The organism is Dyella flagellata (assembly GCF_030160275.1).
Classification (GTDB): Bacteria; Pseudomonadota; Gammaproteobacteria; order Xanthomonadales; family Rhodanobacteraceae; genus Dyella_B; species Dyella_B flagellata.
Genome location: NZ_BSOA01000029.1, coordinates 25,321 through 40,055 on the forward strand (window position 1 = coordinate 25,321; position 14,735 = coordinate 40,055).

The window sequence follows — 14,735 nt, forward strand, 5'->3', positions numbered from 1 at the left end:
CCTATACTCGACCTGAACCGCTCCACTGTGGACGGTCGGCACAAACGAGGGAGGCACCGATGCTGCAGCAGTATGGCTTGTGGATCGCGTTGGCTTGCGCGGTCGTGGCGATTTTGTACGGGGCATTATCCGTACGCTGGGTCCTGGCCAAATCGCCAGGCAACGCGCGTATGCAGGAAATTGCTTCGGCTATCCAGGAAGGCGCGCGCGCCTACCTCAACCGCCAGTACCGCACGATCGCGCTTGTAGGCGTGGTGCTGCTGGTCATCATCGGCTTCGCCCTGGACTGGGGTACGGCTATTGGCTTCCTGATCGGCGCGGTGCTCTCCGGCGCCACCGGCTATATCGGCATGAACGTGTCGGTACGCGCCAACGTACGTACCGCCGAAGCGGCACGAGGCGGGCTGGCTTCAGCCTTGAACGTGGCGTTCCGCGGCGGCGCGATCACCGGCATGCTGGTGGTAGGGCTGGCCCTGCTTGGCGTGGCCGGCTATTTCGCCGTGCTCAAGCATGTGGGCTACGACGATGACACCGCCCTGCATGCCATGGTCGGCCTGGCGTTCGGCTCGTCGCTGATCTCGATCTTCGCACGCCTGGGTGGCGGCATCTTCACCAAGGGTGCCGACGTGGGCGCGGACCTGGTCGGCAAAGTGGAAGCCGGCATTCCGGAAGACGATCCGCGCAACCCCGCCGTGATCGCCGACAACGTGGGCGACAATGTAGGCGATTGCGCCGGCATGGCCGCCGACCTGTTCGAAACCTACGCGGTAACGCTGATCGCCAGCATGCTGCTCGGTGGCGTAGTCGGTGAACAGGCCGGTGTGAACGCAGTGCTGTATCCGTTGCTGCTCGGCGGCGCGTCGATCATCGCTTCGGTGATCGGCACTTTCTTCGTGCGCGCACGCGGCCCAAAGATCATGAATGCGCTGTACATGGGCGTGGTGGTCTCCGCGGTGCTGGCGGCCATAGCGTTCTGGCCCATCACCAAGTCACTGATGGCTGATGCCACCTTGGGCGTCACGCGCCTATACGGCAGTGCGCTTATCGGGCTAGTGCTCACGGGCGTGATCGTGGTGATCACCGAGTACTACACCGCGACCGAGTACGCGCCGGTACGCCACGTGGCGAAGTCTTCCACCACCGGCCACGCCACCAACATCATTGCAGGCCTGGGCGTATCGATGAAATCGACCGCGCTGCCGGTGCTGGCGGTGTGCGCCGCGATCTGGGGCGCGTATGCGCTGGCGGGCTTGTACGGCATTGCCGTTGCCGCCACTGCCATGCTGTCGATGACCGGTATGGTTGTGGCACTGGACGCCTACGGCCCGATCACCGACAACGCCGGCGGCATTGCCGAAATGGCCGAGCTGCCACCGGACGTGCGTGGCGTGACCGATCCGCTCGACGCGGTAGGCAATACCACCAAGGCCGTCACCAAGGGCTACGCGATCGGCTCCGCCGGCCTGGCCGCGCTGGTGTTGTTCGCCGACTACACCCATCGCCTGTCGCTAAAGCATGCCGGCACGGTGTTTGCCTTCGACCTTTCCGATCACCGCGTGATCGTGGGCCTGCTGATCGGCGGCCTGATCCCGTACCTGTTCGGCGCGATGGCGATGGAAGCGGTAGGTCGTGCTGCCGGTGCGGTGGTGGAAGAAGTGCGCCGCCAGTTCCGCGAAATCACCGGCATCATGGAAGGCACCACCAAGCCCGATTACTCGCGCGCGGTGGACCTGCTGACCAAGTCGGCGATCAACGAAATGCTGATCCCCTCGCTGCTGCCGGTGCTGGTGCCGATCATCGTCGGCTTTGCGCTCGGCCCGGTCGCACTAGGCGGCATGCTGATCGGCACCATCGTCACCGGCCTGTTCGTGGCCATCTCGATGACCACCGGTGGTGGTGCGTGGGACAACGCCAAGAAATACATCGAGGATGGCAACCACGGCGGCAAAGGTTCGGATGCGCATAAAGCCGCGGTTACTGGCGATACGGTAGGCGATCCGTACAAGGACACCGCTGGTCCAGCGGTGAATCCGCTGATCAAGATCATCAACATCGTCGCGCTGTTGCTGATTCCGCTGCTGTAAGCAACCTCGGCTGCGAGATAGTCAACTCCCTCCCCTGCTTGCAGGGGAGGGTTGGGGTGGGGTTGTACGAGCTTGCTGCACCGTTGAAGTTCATCGCGAGGTTGCTGCGACCGATCGTGAACTCAGCCACTCGGGTCATTGCCATGACGGAACCGCATCTAAGCTTTGCTACCCAGAAAGATTGGGAAAACTGGTTGGCAAAAAACGAAGGCACTTCAACCGGAACATGGCTGCGCCTGGCGAAGAAGAGCGCCAAACAACCGACCCTGACTTACGCACAAGCGCTGGAAAGCGCTCTGTGCTACGGCTGGATTGATGGCCAGAAGCAGGCCGAGAGCGAGGAATACTGGTTACAGCGCTTCACCCGACGGTCCGCGAAAAGCATCTGGTCCAAGATCAACAAAGACAAGGCCGAAGCACTGATCGCCGCCGGCAGAATGCGTCCGCCGGGCATGCAGGAAATCGACAAGGCCAAGCAAGACGGTCGCTGGGAAATGGCTTATACCTCAGCCAGCAACTCGACAGTACCGGACGACCTGCAGGTCGCCCTGGACGCCAATCCCGTAGCCAGCAAGTTTTTTGCAACACTGAACAGCCGCAACCGCTACGCCATCCTGTTTCGCATCCAGAATGCTAAAAAGCCCGCAACAAGGGCACGAAAGATCGAGGAATTCGTCGACATGCTGAAGCGTGGCGAAACCTTTCATCCCTAGGGAGGCGACCGTCGTGCACCAAAGCTGACCGAAGGGAGATTCGCTGTGCAGCGAATATGGCATTTATGCCGAATGTTCGAGGCAATCGGGGATGGTAGACGATCCGAAGAGCAACCGCGGAGCGAAGCAGTATGTGGATCCCACTACTTTGTCTCATCATCGTCTTAGTGATGGCCGCAATCAATGTTGCCGCCCTGAGATCCGGCGAAGATCGAACTACGATGCTTCACAATTTGGCCAGTCTTTCCGGAGGCTTGGGCATCTTCTTTATGCTGTGCATTCCGATTTCACTGCTCTACGCCATCACCAACTACATGTTTGGACCGGCGCAAGACACCAGCATTTTTTTAAATGGGGCGTTGATAGGGTCTTGTACAAGCACGCTTACCTCATTGGTGCTTAGCATCAGCATCTGGTACCGCGATATCAGGCAAGACATGTGAGGAGCTGCAATTGGGGTCGCGAGAATGGTTATCCGCGAAGGTTGTTGGACACAGCAATGGCAGCCCACAGGGTTACAAGTACAGCCATCCCTGCCAGTTGGATTCGCCCTGGGGATTGCGCGCAATCCCTGCGGGTCGGATACCGACCTAACGTAACTGTGAGCATCACGGCGCGCCCCACATGGAAAAGCACGAAGTTCCAGATGATCGTTTCGAAAACGAATCTGATGATTGCTTTTACGGCGTCCAGGATGGTTTCGCGCATCCATTCCCTCTTATCGGCTCATTCCGGTGAAGTATCATCCCGATGTCTTTGCTGTGTCATGTCCGTTTTGTCGAAAGCGGACCTTTCCCCGCTATCAATTAGACAACTATCAGCACATCACCATTTCCAATGGTGAAGCACTCGTATTGATCGTTATCGCTAAAAATCTCCAGTGCGGCACCTGAGTTGAAGTCCAGCCTTAGTCCGCCTTCGGGAGTTGCATGGGCTTTCTTGATGCTGTCTCCAAGTAGTGGAAATAATGCAGCCGCGTCTTCCACCACCCCTTCAAACCGCACGCTTGGCTGTTTGGGCGTGCTGATCGCAAAACCCCCAAATATCTTGATCGATACGCGGCCCTCTCCGTTGATGGTAGATCCCCCTGCGCTTACGCAAATCTGCTCAACGCATATCCCGGCGAGAAACGATAAGTCTATGGCGTCATCAAGTCTGTGCATGTAACGGTTCCAAACTAGACGTCAGTGAACGGATGAGCGAAAAGCGGGACGGCGGTAGTTAATCTCACTTAACCACTTCCATCCCGTTTTCGACGGACTCGCCTTCACCCATAGCCTGGCCAACCAGGCTCAGGTTATCCGTCTCATCCGGCTGCTGAATCTGAAACGTAATCTGACCAATTCCACCCGTACCGACAAAGTCGCTAGTGGCATGGAAGTGTTGATCAGGGTTCGCCTTAATCATTTGAAGCAAAGCAATGAGTCGGTCAATGTCTGAGGCAGACAGGCTCACCTCGACCTCAATCCAACCATTGTTCCAATCTTCCAATGACGCGCGCATCATCGCTTCCTCGAAGCGACATCTTTCTGGACGAATTGGCGCTGTTTTAGGGCCCCGCTCGATTTGAGACCGATAGCGATACCAGCAGCGATTACCATTAATGACACTTCCCAAAGGTGATAAGGAACTTTGAGGTCATTGTAGAAGTAGTCAAAAGAGGGATTCTTGTCCGCTATATGGAGCATGTCTGCGGACAGATCGACATACGAATCACCTCCGTCCAAATACATGAGCGGGATAGCCAAGAACAAGAGAAATGCGCTCACCTTTGGATTTCCCTTGAAGAGGATAGCGGATACCCACAAGAGGGCACAGAGGACGATATACAGGGCCCTGTTAACAACGATGCAAGAGTCGAGCGACATGATGGGTGGGCCATTCCACATGAACATGTGCACCTGAACGAGCCCACCGCGCTCGAATCCGAACACCGTTGCAGCAGAGTAGATGCTCGCCAGCAGCGCTATGAGTAGAGACAAGAGAATTCGAAGTTTCGACATGACGGAGCTACCTACCTGATAGACGGGGATACAATTAAAGAGGTCAGAACACTTTTCCAGGTCTTCCGCGTGATCGAATCACTCCCTATTCCCGAAGCCAGGTTCGTGCCCGACTCAGTTCAGTAAGGTCTGCCTTGGGAAGCAGACATTCTTGCGTCAGACAACCTCAACCGATCATGGACCCCAAAATGCGCTCTGGCCACTCTGACCCCGGTTTCCGATGCCTACGCCGATGAGAATGATCGCCAGGATCATTCGATGTCCGCTTTGGGTCGAAAGCCGACATAGGCCTACTCACCCTTTTACGTCTACCGCAGCTGCCTAACTGCCAACGCAATGAGCCTCGCCCGGCAGGAAGCTGCAAGCCCCTCATGATTAAAATGGAGGTCGTAGTCGCGACCATTGGACTTATATCCAATGATCTCGCCATCCATGAAGTAATCATCGACGGTCAGCCCGGCGCCAAACAAGTAAGCATCGATCTCTTGCTCAGTTTGAGGGACATCCACTTCTTTCTCCCCCTTTACATGTCCGTTTTGGGTCGGAAGAAGACATTCTACCAGCGTCAGATAACCTCAATCGGTCATGGGCCCCAAAGTGCACTCGTCAAGCGTCAGCGATGACAAAGAGCCGCCTGAATCAGGCGGCTCCTTCTTTGCCTTGAATTTACACGCTGCCGTCGTAGGAGCATTCGCGATCAAGTCACCGCTTTCCGCCGACACCCAGCAACCGTGCGAATTACTTTGACGTGTCAGCTACGGCCGAAAGGATCACTTGGGCAACCTCAGCGGGGTGCGACAATTGCGGAGTGTGCCCGGAGGACAGCGTCACGACGTGAGCCGAAATCTTCTTGGCCATCGCCTCTTCGAGCGCAGGCTGAATCATGTGGTCCTGCGTGGTGACCACGTACCACGACGGCTTGGTTCTCCAAGGGGCGACGGTGACCTTTTCCTCGAACATCTTGCCTTGTGTGTGACCTTGCGTGGCTTCAATCAGCCGGGTTTCTTCCGCCGGCAGATCTTGGGCAAGATGGTTTGAAACACCTTCGAGGCTTAGCGTCAAGAACCCATCTTTGTCTGCAATGATGTGATCAAAACCGGAAGGAGTGGGATAGCCGTTGGTTAGATCCGCGACTGACTGGCCTTCGGACGGTGCGAATGCGGAGACATAGACCAGTGACTTGACGCGCTCGTGCTGGCCGGCTTCTGTGATGACCACACCGCCCCAAGAATGCCCCACAAGCACGACCGGGCCAGTCTGCATGTCGAGTACCCGTCGGGTGGCCGCCACGTCGTCGCCCAGCGAAGTCAACGGGTTCTGGACCGCGACGACCTTTAGCCCCTTTGCCTGAAGCAGAGGAATGACCTTGCTCCACGCCGAACCGTCGGCAAAGGCGCCATGCACGAGCACTACGGTAGGTTTGTGCTTGTCAGCCGTGCCAGTGGGAGTCTCGGCCGAAGCGAGTGCAGCGCTACCCAAACTGGCTGCTAGCACGATGTTCTTGGTGATGGACCCCATGTGATTTCTCCGGGTTTGATAGTTGATCGGTTCCGACAGGACATCTGCCGGTTAGGTGGCGCCCACTGTAAATAGAAAACAAAACGTGATAAATCGTCTTTCAAGTTCAATACTTGAAACGAAATATTTCAAATGGATCGACTGGGATGCATGCAGATTTTCGTAAGAGCCGTCGAACTCGGCTCGATCTCCGCTGCGGCCAACGAACTCAATTTGTCGTCGCAGCTGGCAGGCAAACACGTGCGGGCTCTAGAGCAAGGCTTGGGAATCAAGCTGCTCAACCGTACGACTCGTCGCCAGAGCTTGACGGACGTTGGTCGAGTCTTCTACGAGCGAGCAAAGAACGTTCTGGCTGAGATGGAAGCGGCAGAGGCGTTGATAGCCGAAACCCGAGCGATACCGCGAGGCCAACTTCGGATCAGTGCTCCCATCACCTTCGGAAGCCGCGCACTTGCACCTGAGATTGCGGATTACATGAAGCAATATCCGGAGGTGTCCGTGGATCTCTGTCTCACAAATCGAACCGTTGATCTTGTCGATGAGGGTTTCGATGTCGCGTTCCGAACCGGAGAGCTTCCAGACAGCGGGCTTCTGGCGAGACGCTTGGCGCCTCTTCGTTTGGTGCTATGCGCGTCTCCCAGCTATCTCAAGTCAGCGAAAAAGCTACGCGAACCCAAAGATCTGGCGGGTCATGAGTGCCTGGTGTTTTCGCATACGTCGCTTCGCACGAAATGGTCCTTTGACGGTCCACTAGGCCGAGTGTCGGTGCCAATCACGGGAAGGTTTTCTACCGATAGTGGTGAGGCGCTTCGCGCAGCCGCCTTAGCAGGCGCGGGCATACTTCTGCAGCCACATGCGCTCGTGAGTGAAGAAATTGAGAGTGGGCGCCTAGTGAGGCTATTGCAGAAGTACGAGCCTGCCGCACGGCCATTGCATTTGCTGTATGCCCCGGATAGAAGAATGACTCCAAAGTTGCGGACTTTTTTGGATTTTGCTGTTCAAAGGTTTGGCGAAGCGAAGCCGAGTAGCCATAGATAGACGCGGTAAAATTGCTGGGCGACAGCGGGTCTGACACGTCTGCCTTCGAAACCCGGCGCCGACATTTGACCTTCTCGATACGACATGCTCAGCTGGCACGGGGAATGACTTGGCGGCGGACGGCAGGGCTCCATGAAAATCGATGAAAGATCGCTCGCGCGCCGCGAGCCCAAGCAGGAACGCGCCAGGCACTCGGTGGAAGCGATTCTTGAGGCGGTTCCGCGGGTGGTGAGCCGGCATGGCGCCAAAGCCATCACCACCAACCGTATTGCCGAAGCCGCGGGCGTCAGCATCGGCTCGCTCTACCAATATTTCCCGGATAAGCAAGCCATCTTCGCAGCCTTGCATAACCGCCATGTTGACAACGTAAGGGGCGTGATGACGCGCGTCATGGCCGACTGCGCTACAGCGTCATTCCAGGACTTTACTCGCGAGCTGGTCGAAGGGCTTGCGGACGTTCATGCGAAAGATGCCGACTTGCATGAGATTGTCGCGGCGGCGGTGCCGGAAGGAACGCATGGCTTTAAAAGCGCACTGCAGACCACGTTAGGTAGGGTGATTTCGCTCTCCGGGCAGGAGCGCTATACCCCCGAGACGACGCAGCGAATGCTCTTCGTCCTGCCGCATTTGGTGGAAGCGCTGGTGCATGGAGCCGCTGACCGGAGGCAGTCAGCCATCTCTCGGCATGACGCGAAGGGCGAGGCCATCCGAACCGTCCTCGCCTATGTGAACTCGTGTGAGAGTAGCCGCCTCGGCTTCTAGCTACACCCGGCACGAAACGTCCTGAAAGAGAGGCTAGTGAGAAAAGGCTCGCTGACAATGAGCACGCCCTCGCAGCCTAATCACGCAATACCACCTATGACTCACCGTCGCTCTCGGCACGCGGACGCAGCCGCGGATGTAGCAACTCCCAACCGCAAAGTTGGTCGGCATTCTCCATGGAAATCGATCGGTGCTTGATCTCTTGTGGGGCCGAGTCATGCAGTTCAAGGTGCGTGAGTTCGCTCACAATCCGGTCGGGGAATAGCGCAATGCAGTAACCGCTTCCCTTGGTGGACGGATATCGAATGCCCTCAAAGCCTGCGTCACGCACCATGCTGGCGAATATTTGGCTTGTGGCCGGAAGACCGTACTGCGCTGGCGCAATGCGCCAGTTGTTAATGAGGACATCTTGGACCAAGCGGCCAGGTTCGCGGACCATGTAGGCGTGATTTGCCGGCAAGCCGAGGCGTTTCTGAATCTGGCTCACTTCAACGGGTAGTTTCATCTTGCGCAATACCGCGCAAAGCTTTTCGAGGTTCGCCGGCTCTCCAAGGTCGAAAATACGCGCAATATGGCCGTCGAGCTGCACGCTTGAAAAGCTACTTAGCGGCGCAAGTGCGAATTCTTCTGCGCGCAAACCATCGCTCGTCGCTCCCATGGCGATCTGAAATTTTTCGCGGAACGCCGTCTCGAAGTCCTCCGCGATGTACAACGCCGGCCACGGGTTCTGCATGGCCTTTTCGACATCCCGGCCAATGTTGAAACGACCACCGAAGTCCGTGAGCGAACCTGCAGCCGAGAGCGGGTTGAGGGAAAAGCGGTATGTGACGAGGCGTGTCCAGCCGCATATATCGACCGGCAACGCAGGCACGGATTCTAGTGCGGCGCGGATATCGTCCTTGAAGCGTTGACGCTGTGGTTCTATGCCGAAGTAGAGGACATCGTTGTACTCGTCCAGGTCCGCAGAAAGGCGCTTCCAGCGATCCAAGTCGACGGAAGAGAAGCGATCGAGTTCGAGAATGCCGCGGACGCCCGACGTCTCGTTGATCGGCGGGTGCTGCGGCGGTGGTTGTTTACCCCGACGCCGCGTCACTCAGCCGCGACTCTCGGGGCCGCCCGTTCGCTCATTGCGTTGATGATGAACTTGCGGAGCCGATCAAACCTTCCAAGCCGGACCATATCTCTTGGCGAGACATCTCCAAGCAGGGGGTTTCGCGCCTTAAACCACATGGCCGTCTTCACGACATCGCCATCAAATGCCTGGGCCACGAGATTACATGTCATTGCAATCTCTTCGAGGCGATCACGCATCGCAACCGGAATCTCTTCGTCGTAGCGCACGGAATTGGGCGACACATCAGCGACCCGAGAGACATCCGTCTTTCGGAGATCTAACCACTCGGTGACGCGCCGGGGCTGGAATTGGGGGCCCAATCCAAATCCCAGGAGGTCTTGCTGTGGAATATTGCTGAAGAGAGCTGCGCTAGACATAAAAAACCTCTGAAGTCTAAAACCCTAACACTGTCATAAGATTAGGATCAACAGACCCACGCTTTACCCACGTTCTACACACTACTGAGGCACAATGCAACGCGGACTTTGTTCGGCCGGTGTAGGCATTGGCCAAGAGCCCACCCAGCAACGATCTACGGCGCCCGCCTGTCTCAACAATTGGCGAGATTCGAGGCTTGCTGGGGGAATTCCTCGATCCAGGCTCTTTTTTGGCCTGCGTTCTCGAAGATCGTTGACACCACCCCCGGCTTTCCGCCGACTCCGGAAGTGTCCGCTTTGGGTCGAAAGCGGACCTTACCGTCATCAGACCTTTGGAGCCTGATCCTGGTTAGTGTCGACAGGTGGTTGCGGTGATCGAGGTGGACGAATGCCCCAACCAAGAACGCTGCCGCACATACCGATAGCGAAACCCACCCATCCAACCTGCGGGGTCACGATATGAAACCAGCTCAGCACAATCAGGACGGTCCCCACCGCCCACAACCACCACGCCAACTGCTTCTTGCGCATTGCATCCCCTTGATGGTCTGCCCATCTCATGACCTAACCCACATGTCCGCCCTTGGTAGCGAAAGCGAAGCTAATCACCTTGCTGACTTCAGAACGCTGGCAAATGCACGCGAAGTCTAGCGGCGGCTACTATCCATCGCGCAAGCCTTCGTTTGACTTTATTTGCTTTGGATCGCAACGGGACGTCGCCACAAGAAGCGTGCTGGGCCGTCCCGATATACACGCTACTTGTTCACGGCGCCTGGATTTGCGGCCAATGGTGCATGGCCTCGGCTGGGCATTAGTACTTAGATGTGTGTTGCGCCATCCCCGCGGCCTGCATGACCGCCTTGACCACCGCATCCGGCTGATCTATCTGGATGTCATGCGAGGTATCCGGAACATGCACTAGCGTGCCGCGGGAGGAGGTGGCGACGATCTGTGCCTGCGTGCGGGCTCGGGCTTCTTCCAGCCCTTTGCGGTCACGCGGCAGCGCATCGGCATAGGTGTTGGCAGCAGACAGCACGATCAGGGGCGTCGAGCCGTGCGTCTCCTGCTTTGACACAGGCTGCTTGAACACCTCGACATTGTTTTGGAGTACCGACAGCACAGTGCGCCAATACGCAGGCTTCGACATGAGGGCCAGATTCACCGCGTTGAGCTTGGCGCTGGCGAGCGGATCGGCCTGACCAAGACACTGGCTCAGCTCCGGATCGGTGGACGGCAGTTTGTGTTTTTCGGCGGCAGCCTCGCACTGGCGAAGAAACGCGAACCGCTGTACCGAGAGGGAGTCCTCATCCTTCTGCCAGCCGGGGGCAAACTGGCCGATGTTCTGCGCGGGCGGATCAAGCAGGACCATCGCGCTCACGTCCGCCGGATAGCGGCTCGCATACTGCCGAACGATGTTGCTGCCCAGCGAATGCCCCACCATCACCAGCGGGGTCGTAAGGCCGGCGTGCTGAATCAGTGCGTGTAGATCCGACACGTCGGCGTCGAGATCTCGCGGCAACGCCCCCTCGCTACTAAAGCCGAACCCGGCCCGGTCGTACGCGCAGACGCGCGCGTGGCCTGCAATGAGTGGCTGCACCTTGAACCATGTGGAGGAATCGGCGACCGCGCCGGCCTCCAGCACAACCGTCTGCGGTCCGCTGCCCGAACAGCGCAGATTGAGGTAGTGGCCGTGGCCAAGGTCGATCAGCTTCGCCGCGTGCGCATAGCTGTCCGACATGCGCTGCGGCGTGGTGGCGTGGCTGGCCTCGGTGGCTGTGGCCTGGCCAACTATCACGGCCAACAGAAAGGCACCGCCCGCTTTCAGGTAGATCCTGTTCAAGGTGTGTCTCCCGTTGGTGGCCCGAGCATGGCGCCGGGCAGGCCGCTTCATAGACTTGAAGCGGCGCAAGAAGTTCAGGGCGCTCGGGTCACTTGAGCAAAACGGGGGAGGGCTCACTAATGAATACGCGAAACCGGAGTCACGCGAATACCGGATCAGCGTTGGGCCCACTGAGTGACGCGGGTTCCGATGTTCCCGGTGGCACCGACGATCAGATACTTCATGCGAGGATGCTCCAGCCCTTGATGACCTCAAGCGCCAACTGCTTTTGCCCTGCCATCGTGAGGTGCAGGCCATCTCCCATCAGGAACTCGCAGCGGGGCGGCGTGCCCAAATGGGAGAAAGCGTCAATCGCCTGGCCGTCGAAATCGCGGACGATCCCGGCGACACGCGCAAGGTTCTGGTTGCGGAAACCCACCCCAAACCGGGCCAGCCCCCAATGCCCTGCGACCTGCTGCTCATCGACGGCGGGCGGTGTGATCCAGATGCAACGCGCCTTGGTCTCACGCGACAAGCGTTGCCGCAGCTCAGTGATGTTGCGCATCGTCTCTTCATGATGGACGAGGGTTTTCGTCGGGTCCGGGCCTTGGGTTCGGGCGTCGTTGGTGCCGAGGAGGATGAATATCAAATCGGGTTGCTGGCCGATGACTTCGCCCACCCGGACCAACCCATGCGTGGTCTCTCGCCGGCGCCCGCGATGATCGAGAAGGAAACCTCGTCAGCGCCCCGCTTGGCCATGAGCAGCTCATGCAGGATGACAGCCCAAGACTGCGGATCTGACGTCAGGCTGTCGCCGAAGGCAACGACCTTGGCGCCCTTTGGCAAGGGGAGTCGATCTACCAACGAGGCACAGGATGGGTCGGCCAGCAGCTCGTCCGCCGCTTCTTTCGCCTCTTGCTTCATCAAGTTTAGTTCGGCGACATAGACCTCCGGTGGCAACCCAAGCAGCGCTGCATGAATGTCTGGGGAGATGCCGGCGCCCCCGGGCAGCGAGGCCAAGCTTCGCTCGGGTTGCATGACTTTCAAAAGCCAGCGTAGCTGATCGGTCGACATGGGGTTGCGGTTCCGTCTGGTTGAAGGAACGGAAGGATTACAAGCCAGGTCGTGGGCCTCAACTCGCGTTTCCAAATCCGTAAGCCACTGAAATGGCGACGAATCTTTGGCGACTTCTGGTGAACCCCTCAGAAAATCGGAGTCTTTGCGTTCGGGTATGCGGTTGAGGGCAGATACCCTGGGCGAGCGCCGTTAGTAATACGAGTGGGTACTGGAGTTGATCTACTCCATCCGGTTTTCGACAGAGTGGAAAGAAAGCGTTACCGTTCACTACAATCCACGTCCTTAGGACGTGGATTGTAGTGATACAGAGTGGGCCTCGCAAGCGGCCCCGAAAATCTTAAGAAAAACCGTGAGGTACGCGGCAGGTATTGAATTCGAGTCACCGTGGCGTATACTGTGCGTCCTTAGGACGCACAGTATACGCCACGAAACCTCCAAATTTTCTAGCGCATGCCTCCAGCAGCCCCGTTATCACAACAAATTGCCCTGCCTAATGCGGTCGAGCTGCTTGTCCGCGCTGAGGTCACCGCCCCCGTTCTCTCGGAATATGACTTAGCCCGATTGGTGTTTGGGGTCGTTACCACTGGCTTAGTGGAAGGGCGCGAATTAAAGATGACGAGGCGCGAACCGCGGCGATCCGATTTCACCTATGTGCGCCGCGTCTTGATTGGCCGTGGAGTGCTAAACGAAGACCGATCCCTTCCACGATCGGTATTGCGGACTTTGGCCGCAGCCCGCCCGGACCCCGAAGTAATCCTTTGCTCAATCGACCCCTTTGGCTATATCTCTCATCTCAGCGCCATGGTCTATCACGGGCTGAGCAATCGACTTCCGAAACTCATCTTCTTTACCAGTCCTGCGGCCAAACAGTGGCGAGAACTAGCCGATGGACGCATGAAGCGAGATCTCGGCGAGGCGCTAAGCCAGTACCAAGATGCTGACCTCCCGCGACTAGTCAGACACAAGATCACAAAAATTCAAGGACTCACCTTAAGCGTGAATCAAATCGCCGAACTTGGTGGCGGTTTCAGAATTGCCCAAGATGGGCTATTGCGCGTGAGCACCCTTGGTCGCACTTATCTAGACATGCTACGCCGCCCGGATCTATGCGGAGGCATGTCTCACGTCATTGAAATTTTCGAGGAGAGTGCAAGTAGAAACTTGACGCTCATTGTCAGCGAGCTGGAAAAGCACGGCTCGAAAATTGATCGTGTGCGTGCCGGATACATCATCGAAGAACGATGCGGGCTAAGTGACTCTCGCATAGACGCATGGGTTAAGGACGCGCAAAGAGGGGGCTCAAGGCGACTTGACCCAGAGCGCGAATACATGCCCACATTTTCAGAGCGATGGATGCTTTCAATCAATGTCTGACATAGAGCTGCGCGAATGGGTCAGTGGCGCACAAACTACCCGCGACCTTCATTTTCGGCAGGCCATACATACGATCGTGACTGCAATGACGCTGGATGCTGAACTCGCTGAAATGAGCTACATGAAAGGCGGCATCTTGCTCGCCATTCGATATCACAGCCCACGCTACACAACCGACATCGACTTCTCAACGCCAACTGGTTATTCCCAAGAGGAGCAAGAAAAGCTCCTTGGTCGACTGAGCAAAGGCCTGGCATTGGCATCGGAACGATTAGAATATGACATTGAATGTCGCATCCAGTCAGCCAAGCCGGAACCAAGGCCAAAGCCTGAATTTCGAGTTCTGTGGATCAACCTCAAAGTTGGAATTGGATATGCCCTACGCGGCACCAAAGACCACATCAAGCTGATGAGCGGCCAATGTACAACCGCCATCCAAATGGATTACAGCTTCGACGAGCGCGTCCCGACCAATGACATATTTGAGCTGGATAGCGACCAATGTCTTCGGGTGTATGCCCTCACTACCCTCGTTGCTGAAAAGTATAGGGCGCTACTTCAACAGGTCATTCGCCGAAGGGCTCGCCGACAGGACATCTACGATCTAAACTTTCTTCTACGATCGTTTAATCTAACTTCACGGGAGTGTAGGACCGAAATCCTGAGCGCACTGCGAATTAAAGCGGAAGATAGAGAGGTTGAGATTTCGCGAGACGCTATGGCAAGTCAGGAAGTCCGAGAGCGAGCCGCGCAAGAATACGAGCACCTCGCGGACGAGCTGTCAGAGGGTGAATTGCCCGATTTCGATGAAAGTTTTGACAACGTTCGGGCTTATTTTGAGAGTTTACCGTGGTAG

At 57.2% G+C, this 14,735-nt stretch carries 17 protein-coding genes; 6 read left to right on the plus strand and 11 right to left on the minus strand.

Annotated elements, in window-relative coordinates; translation table 11 throughout:
• The first annotated feature begins 59 nt into the window (after positions 1–59).
• Both QQJ96_RS13710 and QQJ96_RS13715 read left to right on the plus strand, forming a co-directional pair.
• Positions 60–2,084 (plus strand): sodium-translocating pyrophosphatase, encoded by a 2,025-nt coding sequence (locus tag QQJ96_RS13710; RefSeq protein WP_284332573.1) that lies wholly within the window; start codon positions 60–62, stop codon positions 2,082–2,084.
• An 83-nt stretch (positions 2,085–2,167) separates the two neighbouring features.
• Positions 2,168–2,797, plus strand: coding sequence for a YdeI/OmpD-associated family protein (locus tag QQJ96_RS13715; RefSeq protein WP_284332574.1), 630 nt, complete (start codon positions 2,168–2,170; stop codon positions 2,795–2,797).
• A gap of 471 nt (positions 2,798–3,268) precedes the next feature.
• On the opposite strand, the gene QQJ96_RS13720 is transcribed toward QQJ96_RS13715, so the two are convergent.
• From QQJ96_RS13720 to QQJ96_RS13745, 6 genes are all read right to left on the minus strand, one after another.
• Positions 3,269–3,505: a hypothetical protein gene (locus QQJ96_RS13720; RefSeq protein ID WP_284332575.1), complete on the minus strand. Its 237-nt coding sequence runs from the start codon at positions 3,503–3,505 to the stop codon at positions 3,269–3,271.
• A gap of 98 nt (positions 3,506–3,603) precedes the next feature.
• The gene (locus QQJ96_RS13725; RefSeq protein WP_284332576.1) at positions 3,604–3,960 is read right to left on the minus strand and encodes a DUF6188 family protein; all 357 of its coding nucleotides are present in this window, start codon (positions 3,958–3,960) and stop codon (positions 3,604–3,606) included.
• Positions 3,961–4,024: 64 nt separating this feature from the next.
• Complete coding sequence (locus tag QQJ96_RS13730) at positions 4,025–4,303, minus strand: hypothetical protein (protein WP_284332577.1); 279 nt, start codon at positions 4,301–4,303, stop codon at positions 4,025–4,027.
• A complete protein-coding gene (locus tag QQJ96_RS13735; protein WP_284332578.1) occupies positions 4,300–4,800 on the minus strand; it encodes a hypothetical protein in 501 nt (166 codons plus the stop codon). The genes QQJ96_RS13730 and QQJ96_RS13735 overlap by 4 nt, the downstream gene beginning before the upstream one ends.
• 308 nt (positions 4,801–5,108) lie before the next feature.
• Positions 5,109–5,309, minus strand: a complete 201-nt coding sequence (locus tag QQJ96_RS13740; RefSeq protein WP_284332579.1) for a hypothetical protein — start codon at positions 5,307–5,309, stop codon at positions 5,109–5,111.
• 229 nt (positions 5,310–5,538) lie between these two features.
• Positions 5,539–6,318: an alpha/beta fold hydrolase gene (locus QQJ96_RS13745; RefSeq protein WP_284332580.1), complete on the minus strand. Its 780-nt coding sequence runs from the start codon at positions 6,316–6,318 to the stop codon at positions 5,539–5,541.
• Between the two features lie 150 nt (positions 6,319–6,468).
• On the opposite strand from QQJ96_RS13745, the gene QQJ96_RS13750 reads away from it, so the two are divergent.
• Together QQJ96_RS13750 and QQJ96_RS13755 are read left to right on the plus strand one after the other, a co-directional pair.
• Positions 6,469–7,356, plus strand: a complete 888-nt coding sequence (locus QQJ96_RS13750; RefSeq protein ID WP_284332581.1) for a LysR family transcriptional regulator — start codon at positions 6,469–6,471, stop codon at positions 7,354–7,356.
• Positions 7,357–7,488: 132 nt separating this feature from the next.
• Complete coding sequence (locus QQJ96_RS13755) at positions 7,489–8,118, plus strand: TetR/AcrR family transcriptional regulator (protein ID WP_284332582.1); 630 nt, start codon at positions 7,489–7,491, stop codon at positions 8,116–8,118.
• Between the two features lie 94 nt (positions 8,119–8,212).
• On the opposite strand, the gene QQJ96_RS13760 is transcribed toward QQJ96_RS13755, so the two are convergent.
• The 5 genes from QQJ96_RS13760 to QQJ96_RS13780 all read right to left on the minus strand — a co-directional run bounded on the left by QQJ96_RS13760 (position 8,213) and on the right by QQJ96_RS13780 (position 12,502).
• The gene (locus QQJ96_RS13760; protein ID WP_284332583.1) at positions 8,213–9,211 is read right to left on the minus strand and encodes an RES family NAD+ phosphorylase; all 999 of its coding nucleotides are present in this window, start codon (positions 9,209–9,211) and stop codon (positions 8,213–8,215) included.
• Entirely contained in the window at positions 9,208–9,609 is a 402-nt protein-coding gene (locus QQJ96_RS13765) for a hypothetical protein (RefSeq protein WP_284332584.1), read from the minus strand. Before QQJ96_RS13765 ends, QQJ96_RS13760 begins: the two co-directional genes overlap by 4 nt.
• Before the next feature lie 811 nt (positions 9,610–10,420).
• Positions 10,421–11,449: an alpha/beta hydrolase gene (locus QQJ96_RS13770; RefSeq protein ID WP_284332585.1), complete on the minus strand. Its 1,029-nt coding sequence runs from the start codon at positions 11,447–11,449 to the stop codon at positions 10,421–10,423.
• Between the two features lie 220 nt (positions 11,450–11,669).
• The gene (locus QQJ96_RS13775; protein ID WP_284332586.1) at positions 11,670–12,107 is read right to left on the minus strand and encodes a GDSL-type esterase/lipase family protein; all 438 of its coding nucleotides are present in this window, start codon (positions 12,105–12,107) and stop codon (positions 11,670–11,672) included.
• Positions 12,074–12,502 (minus strand): hypothetical protein, encoded by a 429-nt coding sequence (locus QQJ96_RS13780; RefSeq protein WP_284332587.1) that lies wholly within the window; start codon positions 12,500–12,502, stop codon positions 12,074–12,076. The genes QQJ96_RS13775 and QQJ96_RS13780 overlap by 34 nt, the downstream gene beginning before the upstream one ends.
• A gap of 453 nt (positions 12,503–12,955) precedes the next feature.
• Between QQJ96_RS13780 and QQJ96_RS13785 the strand changes: the two genes are divergently transcribed.
• Together QQJ96_RS13785 and QQJ96_RS13790 are read left to right on the plus strand one after the other, a co-directional pair.
• The gene (locus QQJ96_RS13785) at positions 12,956–13,879 is read left to right on the plus strand and encodes a type IV toxin-antitoxin system AbiEi family antitoxin domain-containing protein (RefSeq protein ID WP_284332588.1); all 924 of its coding nucleotides are present in this window, start codon (positions 12,956–12,958) and stop codon (positions 13,877–13,879) included.
• On the plus strand, positions 13,872–14,735 hold the full coding sequence (locus tag QQJ96_RS13790; protein WP_284332589.1) for a nucleotidyl transferase AbiEii/AbiGii toxin family protein: 864 nt from the start codon (positions 13,872–13,874) through the stop codon (positions 14,733–14,735). Before QQJ96_RS13785 ends, QQJ96_RS13790 begins: the two co-directional genes overlap by 8 nt.

Coding starts and splice junctions, on each gene's coding strand:
- QQJ96_RS13710 (WP_284332573.1), top strand. CDS start 60: ATGCTGCAGCAGTATGGCTTGTGGATCGCGTTGGCTTGCGCGGTCGTG.
- QQJ96_RS13720 (WP_284332575.1), bottom strand. CDS start 3,505: ATGCGCGAAACCATCCTGGACGCCGTAAAAGCAATCATCAGATTCGTT.
- QQJ96_RS13725 (WP_284332576.1), bottom strand. CDS start 3,960: ATGCACAGACTTGATGACGCCATAGACTTATCGTTTCTCGCCGGGATA.
- QQJ96_RS13730 (WP_284332577.1), bottom strand. CDS start 4,303: ATGATGCGCGCGTCATTGGAAGATTGGAACAATGGTTGGATTGAGGTC.
- QQJ96_RS13735 (WP_284332578.1), bottom strand. CDS start 4,800: ATGTCGAAACTTCGAATTCTCTTGTCTCTACTCATAGCGCTGCTGGCG.
- QQJ96_RS13745 (WP_284332580.1), bottom strand. CDS start 6,318: ATGGGGTCCATCACCAAGAACATCGTGCTAGCAGCCAGTTTGGGTAGC.
- QQJ96_RS13750 (WP_284332581.1), top strand. CDS start 6,469: ATGCAGATTTTCGTAAGAGCCGTCGAACTCGGCTCGATCTCCGCTGCG.
- QQJ96_RS13755 (WP_284332582.1), top strand. CDS start 7,489: ATGAAAATCGATGAAAGATCGCTCGCGCGCCGCGAGCCCAAGCAGGAA.
- QQJ96_RS13765 (WP_284332584.1), bottom strand. CDS start 9,609: ATGTCTAGCGCAGCTCTCTTCAGCAATATTCCACAGCAAGACCTCCTG.
- QQJ96_RS13780 (WP_284332587.1), bottom strand. CDS start 12,502: ATGTCGACCGATCAGCTACGCTGGCTTTTGAAAGTCATGCAACCCGAG.
- QQJ96_RS13785 (WP_284332588.1), top strand. CDS start 12,956: ATGCCTCCAGCAGCCCCGTTATCACAACAAATTGCCCTGCCTAATGCG.
- QQJ96_RS13790 (WP_284332589.1), top strand. CDS start 13,872: ATGTCTGACATAGAGCTGCGCGAATGGGTCAGTGGCGCACAAACTACC.